This window comes from Catenuloplanes indicus (assembly GCF_030813715.1).
Lineage (GTDB): Bacteria > Actinomycetota > Actinomycetes > Mycobacteriales > Micromonosporaceae > Catenuloplanes > Catenuloplanes indicus.
Genome location: NZ_JAUSUZ010000001.1, coordinates 7907013 through 7920048, shown reverse-complemented (window position 1 = coordinate 7920048; position 13036 = coordinate 7907013). Strand labels below are relative to the sequence as shown.

Genomic DNA, 13036 nt, shown 5'->3' with positions numbered 1-13036 from the left:
GAAACGGGCGGCCCGTTCGGGCCGCCCGTTTTCGCAGAGACACTTACAGATACTCGGACTCTTACAGACACTGGGACGCTTACAGATACTGCCCGGTGTTCGACGCGGTCTCGATGGATCGGCCGGCCTCGGCGCCCTTGCCGCCGGAGACGAGCGTGCGGATGTAGACGATCCGCTCGCCCTTCTTGCCGGAGATGCGGGCCCAGTCGTCCGGGTTCGTCGTGTTCGGCAGGTCCTCGTTCTCCCGGAACTCGTCGACGCACGCGTCGAGGAGGTGCTGCAGGCGCAGGCCCTTGCGTCCGGAGGAGAGGAACTCCTTGATCGCCATCTTCTTGCCGCGGTCCACGATGTTCTGGATCATGGCGCCGGAGTTGAAGTCCTTGAAGTACAGGACCTCCTTGTCACCGTTGGCGTAGGTGACCTCGAGGAAGCGGTTCTCCTCGGTCTCCGAGTACATCCGCAGCACGACCGACTCGATCATGGCGGCGACCGTGGCGGCCGTGTCGTTGCCGTGCTCGGCCAGGTCGTCCTCGTGCAGGGGCAGGCCCTCGAGGATGTACTTGCTGAAGATGTCCTTGGCCGCCTCGGCGTCCGGACGCTCGATCTTGATCTTCACGTCCAGCCGGCCCGGGCGCAGGATGGCCGGGTCGATCATGTCCTCACGGTTGGAGGCGCCGATGACGATGACGTTCTCCAGCCCCTCCACGCCGTCGATCTCGGACAGCAGCTGGGGGACGATCGTGTTCTCCACGTCGGAGGAGACGCCGGTGCCGCGGGTGCGGAACACCGAGTCCATCTCGTCGAAGAACACGATGACCGGGGTGCCCTCACCGGCCTTCTCCCGTGCCCGCTGGAAGATCAGCCGGATGTGCCGCTCGGTCTCGCCGACGTACTTGTTGAGCAGCTCCGGGCCCTTGATGTTGAGGAAGAAGCTGGTGTGCTTCTCCTTGCCCTGCCGCTCGGCGATCTTCTTCGCCAGCGAGTTCGCCACGGCCTTGGCGATGAGGGTCTTGCCGCAGCCGGGCGGGCCGTAGAGCAGGATGCCCTTCGGCGGGCGCAGCTGGTGCTCCCGGAACAGGTCGGCGTGCAGGAACGGCAGCTCGACCGCGTCGCGGATCTGCTCGATCTGGGAGTGCAGGCCACCGATGTCGGAATAGCCGACGTCCGGCACCTCCTCCAGGACCAGCTCCTCGACCTCGCTCTTCGGGATCCGCTCGTACGCGTACGCCGAGCGGGGCTCGATCATCAGCGAGTCACCGGCCCGCAGCGCGGTGCCGATGAGCGTGTCGGCGAGGTGCACGATGCGCTCCTCGTCGGCGTGCGAGATGACGAGTGCACGGTCACCCGGGCCGCCGGTCGGCGAATCCAGGATCTCCTTGAGCATCACCACCTCGCCCACGCGCTCGAACCCGAACGCGTCGACGACGTTCAGTGCGTCGTTGAGCAGAACCTCCTGCCCGCGCTGCAGCTCGTCGACCTCCAGAGAGGGTGACACCGCCACGCGGAGCTTGCGCCCACCGGTGAAGACGTCGACGGTGCCGTCCTCATGGCGGGTCAGGAAGACACCGTAACCGCTCGGCGGCTGCGCCAGGCGGTCGATCTCCTCCTTCAGCGTGACGATCTGGCTGCGGGCCTCCTTGAGGGTGGCCACCAGTCGCTCGTTGTTCTCGGACAGCCGGGAGAGCTGCGCCTGCGTTGCCGCGAGCCTCTCCTCGAGCTGCCTCACGTGACGGGGGCTTTCGGTCAGCTTGCGCCGCACCAGAGCGAGTTCCTCTTGAAGAAACGCGACCTGCGTGGAGAGATCGTGGGCCTCTTTCTCCCACCGTGCGGCGCGCTGGTCGGCGTCGTCGCTACGTGCCACGTCCCACCTCCCCGGGGGCTCGAACGTCTTGCCATAACACTAGCCGCAAACGCCGGGATTCCAACCCACGCAACACCCTCGTCACCGAAGCTTGATCAGATGTGTCCATGCGATCACAACCGGTCACCGGGGTCGAAACCTGCCTGCGGAGTGCGAAAACATCCCGCGCATGGCGCGAAAACCCCCGAAGAACGTCAACCCACATCCTTGGTACGGAGTGAGTCCGCCCACGGCATAATTCACGTGATTCACGCGGCGGGGCTACAGGGTCGGTCGTCCCACGAGAGAAGCGATGACCCGCGCGAACTCCTCCAGACGCGCGATCTGCCCGGCCCCGCCGTCGTCTATCGTCTTGCCGAACCGCAGCGCGTCGTGCCGGACCGGGGGCCGCTCGCCGTCCTCCAGCGTGCCGCCGCTCGGCGCCGCCTCGTCCATCGTGCTCAGCAGCAGGTAGACGTCGACGCTGCCGACCTGCGCCTGCCCGTTCGGCGTGCGGGTGAGCTGCCGCCGGCAGCCGACCTCGGTGACCGTGGACAGCGGCACCACGCGCAGCGACGACGTCATCGAACCGGGCGGGCCCTCACCGAGCGGCACGTCCTCACCGTGCCACAGTATGAGCCGGTTGCCGTCGCAGACGACGACCTCCTGCCAGACGCCGTTGACCTCGTTGACGAACCGTTCCAGCGTGAAGCACAGCACGTCCGCGCCGCGGAGCACGCCGCCGAGCGACTCCAGCGCCACGTCGGGGTCGCGCAGGTAGGCACGGGCCGCCGAGTCGAGGTCGTGGTAGGGGGACCAGTCCGGGAAGACGGCCGGCAGGTCCCCTCCCCCACCCAGGCTGTGGCTCACTCGACCTCCGGGGAGTCGGGCTGGTCCGGGACGGCGGACGCCTGCATCGCGGCCTTGCGCACCGCGTACGCCTCGGCGCCCTTGGAGGGTTTGCGCCGCCGCGGCGGGGCCTGCACGCCGGGGGCGAGCTTGCGCGCGGAGACCAGGAACGCGGTGTGCGCGATCATGCGGTGGTCCGGCCGGACCGCCAGGCCCTCGGCGTGCCAGTCGCGCACCAGCGACTCCCAGGCACGCGGCTCGGTCCAGCCGCCGCGCTCACGCAGCGCCTCGACCAGCTCGGACAGCTGCGGTGTGGTCGCCACGTACCCGATGAAGACGCCGCCGGGGACCAGGCACCGCTCGACCATGTCCAGAGCCTCCCACGGCGTGAGCATGTCCAGGATGATCCGGTCGAAGCCGGTCTCCTGGTTGTCCGCCACGTCGCCGTTGTGGAGGTGCCAGGCCGGGTGCGGCGCGCCGAAGAACGCCTCCACGTTCTTCCGAGCGATGACCGCGAAGTCCTCGCGCAGCTCCCAGGAGTGCAACTCGCCGCCGTCGCCGATCGCGCGCAGCAGCGAGCAGCTCAGCGCGCCGGAGCCGGCACCGGCCTCGAGCACCTTCGCACCCGGGAAGACGTCGCCCATCTGCACGATCTGGGCGGCGTCCTTCGGGTAGATCACCTGGGCACCGCGCGGCATGCTGAGCACGTAGTCGGAGAGCAGCGGGCGGAGCGCGAGGTACGCCGTACCGTTCGCGGAGGTGATCACGCTGCCCTCGGGCAGGCCGATCAGGTCGTTGTGCTCCAGCGCGCCGCGGTGCGTGTGGAACGACTTGCCGGGTTCCAGGACAACGGTGTGCATCCGTCCCTTCGGGTCTGTGAGCTGGACCCGGTCCCCGGCCCGGAACGGCCCGCGGCGCGCGGGCACCGGCTGGTCGGTCGGGACGACGGCGGTGGACGGTACGGTCACGGTGTTCCTCTTCCTCGGTCTTGCTATCTCTATTGATACGGGCGCGAACACCGTATCGGGGGTCAAACGGCCGGGTTGCCCCGGCCACGGCGTGGTTCGAGCACCTCGGCCAGGTCGATCAGGTGCAGCACGCCGACCACGTCCTCCCCGGCGGTCACCAGGTACTGCGCGCCCGGGTGAGTCTGCACCACGCGCACCACCTGCTCGCCGGTGAGGTCGACGGACATCGCCGGGATGCCCTCGACGCCGCGGGCGACCGTGTCCACGCTGACCCAGGGCCGCCGCTCGGCCGGCACCGCGGCCGCGCGGGCGCCGTCGACCAGCGCGACCACCCGGCCGGACGCGTCCGCCACGGCCAGCGCGGCGTTGCCCGGCCCGGCCTCCTGGCCGCGGCGCTGCGCCTCGGCCAGCGGCGTGCCGGCCGGGACCGCGAAGACCGGCCGGGCCAGGTGCGACAGGTTGATCATCGGGAAGCGGCGGCTCATCCGGGCCAGCCGGATCGACTGGCCGGCGCCCTGCCACAGGGTCATCGTGACCAGCAGCATGAAGACCACACCGAAGACCGTCAACCAGCCCAGCAGGTACGTGACGAGCACACCTGCCGCGGTCAGCCCGGCCAGCCCGCGCCCGGACCAGCCGGCGATCTCGGTGGCCGTGTGCCGGTCGCCGTGCACCGCCCAGATCGCGGCGCGCAGCGCGCGGCCACCGTCCAGCGGCAGGCCGGGCAGCGAGTTGAACACGGCCACGACCAGGTTGCTGACCGCGAGCTGGAACGCGACCTGGTCGGCGAGCGTGCCGTCGCGCAGCAGCAGCGTCGCGGCGGTGGCGAGCACACCGAGGACCAGGGACACGGCCGGGCCGGCCAGCGAGACCGCGAGGTCGACGCGCGGGCGCGGCGCGTCCCGGTCCATCTCGGTGTAGCCGCCGAGCAGTTCGAGCGTGATGCCGCGGACGCCGATGCCGAACCGGCGGGCGGTCAGCGCGTGGCCGAGCTCGTGCAGCAGGACCGAGCCGAGCAGACAGACCACGAAGCCGAGACCGACCGCGTAGCCGGCCGGGCGGGACAGGTCGAGCGCGCCGCGGACGAACTCGCCGTAGATGACGGTGACCGCGACCGCCAGCAGCAACATGGACGCGTTGAGATGGACGGGGACGCCGAAGACCCGCCCCACCGTGACGCCGGCGCGACGGCCCGGTTCGGGCGCCTCGTTGTCCACCGTGCCGATGCTACGTGGGATGTCCGCCGGACCGCTGACCGCGTGCGCCCACTGAAACCGTCGTACCTCCGCCGTATCTTTGGGGGCATGACGACGGAGACGGAGGCGGCACACTTGCAGACAGGCCGTAACACTGCCACGCCCGCGGAGCTCGCCGAGCCGGACTGGACCGGTCCGTCGCTCTCCCCCTCCAGGGCCGGCGACTTCAAGACCTGCCCGCTGCTGTTCCGCTTCCGCACCATCGACCGTCTTCCCGAGCTGCCCACCGCCGACCAGGTGCGGGGCACGCTGGTGCACGCGGTGCTGGAGCGGCTCTACGACCTCCCGGCTGCCGACCGTACCCCCGATGCCGCCTTCGACCTGGTCGCCCCCTCCTGGGAGCGGCTGCTCGACGAGGACCCCACGCTGTCCGTCCTGTTCGACCGGCCGGCCGACGGGCAGCAGGCCGAGGTCCTGATCGAGGTGCAGCCCGGCGAGGCGCCGGTGGCCGGCCTGGAGGACTTCCTCGGCTCCGCGCGTGACCTGCTCAAGGGCTACTTCACGCTGGAGGACCCGCGTCGGCTGGAGCCGGCCGAGCGGGAGCAGCTGATCTCCACGGTGATCGACGACCGGCTGCGGCTGCGCGGCTTCGTCGACCGGCTCGACGTCTCGCCGGACGGGCAGATCCGGGTCGTCGACTACAAGACCGGTGGTGCGCCGCGCGAGGCGTTCGAGGCGAAGGCGCTGTTCCAGCTCAAGTTCTACGCGCTGGTGCTGTGGCGGACCCGGGGCGTGGTGCCGCGCGTGCTGCGCCTGATCTACCTCAAGGACGTGGAGGTCTGCGACTACTCCCCCGACCTGGAGGAGCTGCAGCGGTTCGAGCGCACCGTGCTCGCGCTGGCGAAGGCGATCGAGGCGGCCACCGCGGCCCGTGACTTCCGGCCGCAGCCGAGCAAGCTGTGCGGCTGGTGCAACCACAAGGCGCTGTGCCCGGCGTACGGCGGGACGCCCCCGCCGTACCCGGAGGTGATCCCGGCTCAGCGGGCGTAGGCACGCCGCCGCTCCTGCGCGGCCACGTAGTCCGCGATCAGGTCCTCGGCCTGCGTGGAGAGGCCGACGAAGAGCAGCCGGTGCACGTTCACCGGGTCCAGGCCGGGCAGCACCTGCGCGTTCACGGTGACGAACTGGCCGGGCAGGTCCAGGCGCCCGGGCAGCGGCTCGCCCGGCTCCGGGCCGCGGCCGAACGCGAGCGCGCCGCCGAGCGACAGGTTCCGGGTGGTCAGCGAGAACGCCGCGCCCTCCGGCCCGTTCAGCGTGAGCGGCACCGTGGCCGGCACCCGCAGGCTGCCCCGGCGCTGGATGCCGGTCTCGACCCGGGTGGCCCGGACCCCGATCGTGGCGTCCGTGGCCCGGACCACGCACCCGGTGCCCTCGCCGCCCCGCCCGTCCGCGGTCCAGACCAGTTCGACGGTCACGCCCTCCTCCAGGCCGCCGGGCAGCCGGAAGTTCCAGACCTTGTCCGGGGTACGGACCACGCTCAGATCCCGGTACGTCTTCTCGCCGATCATCAGCGTCACCAGTTCGGCGTCCTCGGGGAGGTCGACGAACGCCTCGGGGGCCGGCATCCGCCGTTTCCAGGGCAGTCGCAGTGCCATCTGAGGTCGCCTCCGTTCGGTGTGGTCGGGTTGCGCTTCGGCAGCATCCCGCGATTTTTTAGCGCTGTGTGCCAGATCTCGTCTCCTCCTCCAGCAGGAGATCGGGGTCGGCGCGCGGGCCGATTCGCCGGCCGCCCCGGGCGGATAGGTTCCGACGTGATGAAAACCGTGTGGGACTGGTTCGCGGCCGGTCGGAGCCGGCGGCCGCGGCGCGCGTTCGCCCGGGACCTGCGGCTCGCGCTGCTCGCGCTGGCCGCGGACGCGCTCGTGGTCTGGATCGACCGGGACGAGCAGGGCGGCGTGCCGGTCACGGTGGCGCTGCTGACGCTGTGGCTGGCGGTGCCGATCGCGCTGCGCCGCGTCCTGCTCTGGCCGGCCCTGCTGATGCTGCTGCCGGCCGTGGCCGCCGCCCCCGCGTTCGTCCCGGCCCAGCCGCTGATGCTGCCGGTCGCGTTCATCGTCCTGACCTACACGGCCGGCTCCCGGCTGTCGCTGCGCGGCGCGATCGCCGCCGGCCTGTTGCTCTGGGTGCCGGTCGTGCTCACCCCGCTGGCCGTCCCGATCATGGTCGAGGGTTACGAGCTGCCGCTGGCCTACCTGGCCGTCAACAACGCGCTGCTCGGCCTGGTCGTGTTCCTGGTCGGCCGCGCCGTGCACGGCCGCCGGGTCACCGCCCACGCGCTTGAGGAACGCGCGATCGCGGCCGAGGCGAACCAGCGCGCGCTCGCCGAGCAGGCGGTCGCGGACGAACGCCGCCGGATCGCCCGCGAACTCCACGACGTGGTCGCGCACAACGTCAGCGTGATGGGCGTGCTCGCCACCGGTGCCCGCCGCGTCCTGCGCACCGACCCCGACGCGGCCGACGAGGCCCTCACCACGATCGAGGAGACGTCCCGCGCCGCCATGCGCGAACTGCGCCGCATGCTCGGCGTGCTGCGCACCGAGGCCGAACCGGCCGCCGAACTCGCCCCGCAACCCGGCATAGCCGGCCTCGAGGCGCTCGCCGAACAGGTCCGCGACGCCGGCCTGCCGGTCACGCTGCGCGTCGACGGCACCCCCGCGGAACTGGAGCCCGGCGTGGCGCTGACCGTCTACCGCATCGTCCAGGAGGCGCTGACCAACGCGCTCAAGCACGCCGGCCGCGCCACCGCGCAGGTCCGGCTCAGCTTCGGCGTCTACTGGCTGATCGTCGAGGTCTTCGACACCGGCCGCGGCCCGCTCCCCGGCTCCGAGCACGGAGCCGGCCACGGGCTGGTCGGCATGCGGGAACGGGTCGCGCTCTACGGCGGCACGCTGCGCGTCGGCCCCCGCCCTGGCGGCGGCTTCCGCGTCTACGCGAAGATTCCGATGGACTGAGGGGGTACTTCGTGACGGACGCACGGCCGGTGCGCATTCTGCTCGCCGACGATCAGCCGCTGCTGCGGACCGGTTTCCGCATGGTGCTCGGCGCCGAGGAGGACCTGCACGTGGTCGGCGAGGCCGGCGACGGCGCCGAGGCCGTCGACCTGTCCCGCCGCCTGCTGCCCGACGTGGTCCTGATGGACATCCGGATGCCCCGCCTCGACGGCGTCGCCGCCACCAAGGCCATCGTCGACGCCCGGCTCCCGGTCCGCGTGCTGATCCTGACCACCTTCGACCTCGACGAGTACGTGGTCGGCGCGCTCCGGGCCGGCGCCAGCGGCTTCCTGGCCAAGGACGTCCCCGCCGAGGACCTGGTCACCGCGATCCGCACGGTCGCCGCCGGCGAGGCCGTGGTCGCCCCCCGGATCCTGAAGCGCCTCCTGGACCGCTTCGCCGTCGTCCTCCCCGACCCGGCCGCCGAACCACCCCGCACGCTGAACTCCCTGACCGAACGGGAACGCGAGGTCCTCGTCCAGGTGGCGAAGGGCCTCTCCAACGCGGAGATCGCCCGGGCCCTCTCGGTCAGCGAGACCACGATCAAGACCCACGTCGGCCACGTCCTGACGAAGCTCGGCCTGCGCGACCGTGTCCAGGCCGTGGTCCTCGCCTACGAATCCGGCCTGGTCCGCCCGGGAGCGTGACCTCCTCGCGGCCGCGTCGCTCGCCCGATGTTCGCGTCATGGGCCGCGGCAGCCGGCGACGTCCCGGTGACGCGAGACGCCGCTTCGCGACGGGCAGGAGGGCTGAGGTGTACCCACGCGACCGGGGCGCGACATGCCGGAATCTCCGGCATCGACCTTGGGCGGCGCCTCGCAGGCGAAGCTTGCGGACATCCCCGGGTGCCGTTCGAGACCCGCCAGAGGCAGCCTCGACCTCGCATGCCGGAAGCCGCCGGGTGTCGCGCCGGGCTCTCTCCTCCTTGAGGATGAGGCGTTGCCCGTCCGGCGGGCGAGGTGGCAAACCGTCCGGCGGCGGACGGCTGGGGAGCGGACAGCCCGTACCGTCGGATGTGCAGGCCGGGACCGGGAGCGGGGAGCTGGATGATGTCGGAGAGCAACGTGGCGGCGGTATCGGCCGTGGATGTGTGGAAGGTCTACGGCAGTGGCGAGGCGCAGGTGATGGCCCTCGCCGGGATCACCACCCGGTTCGAGAAGGGCCGGTTCACGGCCATCATGGGGCCGTCCGGGAGTGGCAAGTCGACCCTGATGCACTGCCTCGCCGGTCTGGACACCGTCACCCGCGGGATGATTCACATCGGTGAGACGCCACTGACCGGCATGAACGACACGCAGCTCACCAAACTGCGGCGCAGCAAGATCGGCTTCATCTTCCAGCAGTTCAACCTGCTGCCCACGCTGACCGCCGAGGAGAACATGCTGCTGCCGCTGTCGATCGCGGGCCGCAAGCCGGACCCGGAGTGGTTCGAGACGATCGTGACCACCGTCGGCCTGAAGGACCGGTTGCGGCACCGGCCGACCCAGCTGTCCGGCGGCCAGCAGCAGCGCGTCGCGTGCGCGCGGGCGCTACTCGCCCGGCCAGACGTGATCTTCGCGGACGAGCCGACCGGGAACCTGGACAGCCGGGCCGGCGCGGACGTGCTGTCGTTCCTGCGCAACAGCGTGCACGAGCACGGGCAGACGATCATCATGGTGACGCACGACCCGGTGGCCGCGTCGTACGCGGATCATGTGGTCTTCCTCGCCGACGGGCGGGTGGTGGACGAGCTGTCCGCGCCGACCGCCGAGGGCGTGCTGGACAAGCTGAAGAACCTCGACACCGAGCCGGTGCACTGATGCTGCGCGCGACGATCAAGAGTCTGCTGGCCCGGAAGCTGCGGCTGGTCCTGTCCGGGCTGGCGATCGTGCTCGGGGTCATGTTCGTGTCCAGCGCGTTCGTGCTCACCGACTCGCTGGGCGGCCGGTTCGAGCGGCTGTTCCAGACCGTCAACCAGGACACGGCCGTGCAGGTGCGGGCCGTGGACGCGACGGACGGCCGGACGCTCACCGACGCCGACGTCGCGCGCCTCGGCCAGGTGGACGGGGTGGCACGCGCGTCCGGGGACGCGTCCGCGCAGGGCATCGTGCCGTTCCGGGCGCGGGACGGCAAGGCGGTGCCGTCATCCGGCGCCCCGCAGCTCGGCATCGGCTGGACCGACGGCGGCGACCTGCTGGGATTCGCCGAGGGCACCGCGCCCACGGCGGACACCCAGGTGGCGCTGACCCGGTTCACGGCCGAGCAGGCCGGGGTCGGCGTCGGCGACCGGGTGAAGGTGTACATCGGGCCGCGCTACGAGTCCCGGGAGTACACGGTGACCGGCCTGCTGGAGTACGCGGGCGGCCGTCCGTCGCTGTCCGGCGAGACCATGGTCGCGTTCACCATGCCGGAGGCGCAACGGCTGTTCTACGGGCAGACCGGCGTGTACGGGGCCGCGTCGCTGACCGCGACCGAGGGCGTCGGGGACGACGCGCTGAAGGACCGGGTCGCGTCCGCGGTACCGGCCGGGTTCGAGGCGGTCACCGGCGCGGAGATCGCGGACGAGCAGGCCAGCGCGTTCAAGCAGCTGCTGACGTTCGTGAACTGGTTCTTCCTCGGCTTCGCCCTGATCGCGCTGCTGGTCGGGATGTTCCTGATCTTCAACACGTTCAACATCATCATCGCGCAGCGGGCTCGGGAGCTGGCACTGTTCCGCGCGCTCGGCGCCGGCTGGGGGCAGCTCACCGGGTCCGTGCTGATCGAGGCGCTGGTGGTCGGTTTCGTCGCGTCCACGCTGGGCCTGCTGGCCGGCATCGGCGTCGCGTACGCGTTGCAGGCCGCGGCCGGCGCGTTCGGCCTGCCGCTGCCCGAGGGTGACCTGGTCGTCGGCGTGCTCGCGATCGTGGTGTCGTACACGCTGGGCGTGCTGATGACGGTCACGGCCGCGCTGATCCCGGCGATCCGGGCCGCGTCCGTGCCGCCGATCGCGGCGATGCGCGAGGTGGCCCGGCCGGACAAGCCGATGCTCGGGCTGACCGTCACCGGCTCGGTCGTCACCGGGCTGGGCGTGGCCGCGATCGCGGCGGCACTGGCCGGTGCGCCGCTGGCCGCGGTGCTGATCGGCGCGGGCGTGCTGCTGTCGATCGTCGGGGTGGCGCTGCTGTCGCCCGCGCTGACCCGGCCGGTCGCGGGCCTGATCGGCCGGCTCGTCGCCTGGGGCACCGCCGGTGACCTGGGCCGCCGCAACGCGCTGCGCAACCCGCGGCGCACGTCGGTGACCGCGGTCGCGCTGATGATCGGCGTGGCGCTGGTCAGCACGGTCACCGTGATCGGGTCGTCGTTGCGCTCCACCGTACGGGACCTGGTGGAGAACGACATCGGCGCCGAAGTGATGATCCTGACGAACTCGCAGCAGCTGCCGGACGGCCGGGAGGGTTTCGACCCGGCACGGCTGGAGCAGGTGGACGCGCTGCCGGGCGTCCGTGAGTCGATCGCATACCACTTCAGCATGGCGACCGTGAACGGGCAGCCGCAGCAGTTCGTCTCCGCGACGGACCTGACCCGGGCCGGGCCGATGTTCGCGCTGGAGGAGGAGTCCGGCACGGTCACGCCGTCCGGCGCCACGGACGCGCTGATCGACACGAACACGGCTGCGGCGCTGAACCTGAGCGTCGGTGACACGGCCACGGTCGAGGCGGCGAAGGGCGGCCCGGTCGGCTACACGATCGCCGGGATCTACCGGAGTCAGCTCACGGCCGGGCTGCTGCTGCCCGAGTCCGCGGTGGCGAACTTCGCCGGTCCGCTGGCCATGCAGGGGTTCGTGGCGCTGGACGAGGGCGCGGACACGGACGCGGTCGTCGCCGGCGTCGAACGGATCATGGCGGACTACCCGCTGGTGACGGTCGGCGATCAGGAGTCGTTCATCGCGCAGCAGAACGCGCTGGTCGACGGCGTGCTCGCGATCTTCTACGTGCTGCTGGCCCTGGCCGTGATCGTGGCGTTCCTCGGCATCGTGAACACGCTGGTGCTCAGCATCTACGAGCGGACCCGCGAACTCGGCCTGCTCCGCGCGATCGGCACCACGCGACGCCAGGTGCGCGGCATGGTGCGGGTCGAGTCGCTGCTGATCGCGGTCTACGGCTGCCTGCTCGGCATCCTGCTCGGCGTGGGCCTGGGCGCGGCCGCGTCGGTGGCGCTGCGTCAGCAGGACCTGCTGTCCGTCGTCACCATCCCGTACGCGCAGCTGCTCGGCCTGCTGGTGGCCGCCGCGCTGGCCGGGGTGCTGGCCGCGATCCTGCCCGCGCGGCGGGCCTCCCGGCTCAACGTCCTGGACGCGATCGCGTACGAGTGAACACAGAGGACAGACGGCGGGGAACCGGTCCCCGCCGTACCCTCGAAGGTGTGAGAAAACGCGTGGTGGCCGCGCTGGTCGCGGGTGCGGTGCTGGCGCTGGGCTGCGCGGTCGGCACCGCACCCGGCGGCGAGCCCGAGGCGACGACCGGCGCGGCCGACAACCCCGGCCGCGCCGACACCGAGGACGAGTTCGCCCGGGACATCGAGTCCGCGGTCACGGTGGCGGAGCAGTACTGGAGCGACGTGTTCCGGCGGAACGGGCTGGCGTTCGAGCCGGTCCGGCAGATCGCGCCGTACCGGGCGGACGGCGAGGTCGCCTGCGGTCAGGAGCCGATCCCGGCGCAGAACGCGGTCTACTGCTCGGCCGGTGACTTCATCGCGTACGACATCGTCTGGGCGTTCGGCGCGTTCCGGAAGATCGGCGACGCGTTCGTCTACTACCTGCTCGGTCACGAGTACGCGCACGGCGTCCAGGTCCGGTTCGGCTTGCAGTACGAGTACACGATCGAGCAGGAGCTGCAGGCCGACTGCATGGCCGGGGCGTACATCGGCGGTTCGGTGCAGGCCGGCCGGCTGCAGATCGAGGACGGCGACCTGGAGGAGTTGCGCGCCGGACTGCTCGCGGTCGGCGACGACCCCAGCCAGCCCTGGTTCGCCCCGGACGCGCACGGCACCGCCGCCCAGCGCACCGACGCGTTCTTCACCGGCTATCAGCGCGGCCTCGAGACCTGCGACATCGGCTGAGGCGGGCGCACCGCCCCGGGAGAACCTCCCGGGGCGGTAGTGACCGCTCAACGCCGT

11 protein-coding genes are annotated in these 13036 nt (G+C 71.5%); 6 read left to right on the top strand and 5 right to left on the bottom strand.

Features of this window, described 5'->3' with window-relative positions:
* Positions 1 to 79 precede the first annotated feature (79 nt).
* The 4 genes from arc to J2S42_RS35345 form a co-directional block, all read right to left on the bottom strand.
* Positions 80 to 1861, bottom strand: coding sequence for a proteasome ATPase (arc, locus tag J2S42_RS35360; RefSeq protein WP_307246345.1), 1782 nt, complete (start codon positions 1859 to 1861; stop codon positions 80 to 82).
* A 261-nt stretch (positions 1862 to 2122) separates the two neighbouring features.
* Positions 2123 to 2710 (bottom strand): hypothetical protein, encoded by a 588-nt coding sequence (locus J2S42_RS35355; RefSeq protein ID WP_307246343.1) that lies wholly within the window; start codon positions 2708 to 2710, stop codon positions 2123 to 2125.
* Positions 2707 to 3657 (bottom strand): tRNA (adenine-N1)-methyltransferase, encoded by a 951-nt coding sequence (locus J2S42_RS35350; RefSeq protein WP_307246341.1) that lies wholly within the window; start codon positions 3655 to 3657, stop codon positions 2707 to 2709. Before J2S42_RS35350 ends, J2S42_RS35355 begins: the two co-directional genes overlap by 4 nt.
* Before the next feature lie 62 nt (positions 3658 to 3719).
* Positions 3720 to 4787 (bottom strand): site-2 protease family protein, encoded by a 1068-nt coding sequence (locus J2S42_RS35345; protein ID WP_307249217.1) that lies wholly within the window; start codon positions 4785 to 4787, stop codon positions 3720 to 3722.
* Positions 4788 to 4961: 174 nt separating this feature from the next.
* Here J2S42_RS35345 and J2S42_RS35340 point away from each other — a divergent pair, with 174 nt between their 5' ends.
* Positions 4962 to 5903: a RecB family exonuclease gene (locus tag J2S42_RS35340; RefSeq protein WP_307246339.1), complete on the top strand. Its 942-nt coding sequence runs from the start codon at positions 4962 to 4964 to the stop codon at positions 5901 to 5903.
* On the opposite strand, the gene J2S42_RS35335 is transcribed toward J2S42_RS35340, so the two are convergent.
* Entirely contained in the window at positions 5891 to 6508 is a 618-nt protein-coding gene (locus J2S42_RS35335) for a PilZ domain-containing protein (RefSeq protein WP_307246337.1), read from the bottom strand. The genes J2S42_RS35340 and J2S42_RS35335 overlap by 13 nt on opposite strands.
* Positions 6509 to 6667: 159 nt before the next feature.
* Between J2S42_RS35335 and J2S42_RS35330 the strand changes: the two genes are divergently transcribed.
* From J2S42_RS35330 to J2S42_RS35310, 5 genes are all read left to right on the top strand, one after another.
* Positions 6668 to 7864: a sensor histidine kinase gene (locus J2S42_RS35330; RefSeq protein ID WP_307249215.1), complete on the top strand. Its 1197-nt coding sequence runs from the start codon at positions 6668 to 6670 to the stop codon at positions 7862 to 7864.
* Positions 7865 to 7875: 11 nt separating this feature from the next.
* Complete coding sequence (locus J2S42_RS35325) at positions 7876 to 8550, top strand: response regulator (protein WP_307246335.1); 675 nt, start codon at positions 7876 to 7878, stop codon at positions 8548 to 8550.
* A gap of 399 nt (positions 8551 to 8949) precedes the next feature.
* Positions 8950 to 9702 carry an ABC transporter ATP-binding protein gene (locus tag J2S42_RS35320; protein WP_307246333.1) on the top strand — a complete coding sequence of 251 codons (753 nt, stop codon included), beginning with the start codon at positions 8950 to 8952 and terminating at the stop codon, positions 9700 to 9702.
* The gene (locus J2S42_RS35315) at positions 9702 to 12233 is read left to right on the top strand and encodes an ABC transporter permease (protein WP_307246332.1); all 2532 of its coding nucleotides are present in this window, start codon (positions 9702 to 9704) and stop codon (positions 12231 to 12233) included. The genes J2S42_RS35320 and J2S42_RS35315 overlap by 1 nt, the downstream gene beginning before the upstream one ends.
* A complete protein-coding gene (locus J2S42_RS35310; RefSeq protein ID WP_307246330.1) occupies positions 12230 to 12979 on the top strand; it encodes a neutral zinc metallopeptidase in 750 nt (249 codons plus the stop codon). The genes J2S42_RS35315 and J2S42_RS35310 overlap by 4 nt, the downstream gene beginning before the upstream one ends.
* The last annotated feature ends 57 nt before the right edge of the window (positions 12980 to 13036 follow it).

Excerpts from the sequence above, each read along its gene's own strand:
- J2S42_RS35340 (WP_307246339.1), top strand. The coding sequence starts at position 4,962 with ATGACGACGGAGACGGAGGCGGCACACTTGCAGACAGGCCGTAACACT.
- J2S42_RS35345 (WP_307249217.1), bottom strand. The coding sequence starts at position 4,787 with ATGTTGCTGCTGGCGGTCGCGGTCACCGTCATCTACGGCGAGTTCGTC.
- J2S42_RS35320 (WP_307246333.1), top strand. The coding sequence starts at position 8,950 with ATGATGTCGGAGAGCAACGTGGCGGCGGTATCGGCCGTGGATGTGTGG.
- J2S42_RS35335 (WP_307246337.1), bottom strand. The coding sequence starts at position 6,508 with ATGGCACTGCGACTGCCCTGGAAACGGCGGATGCCGGCCCCCGAGGCG.
- J2S42_RS35315 (WP_307246332.1), top strand. The coding sequence starts at position 9,702 with ATGCTGCGCGCGACGATCAAGAGTCTGCTGGCCCGGAAGCTGCGGCTG.
- J2S42_RS35330 (WP_307249215.1), top strand. The coding sequence starts at position 6,668 with ATGAAAACCGTGTGGGACTGGTTCGCGGCCGGTCGGAGCCGGCGGCCG.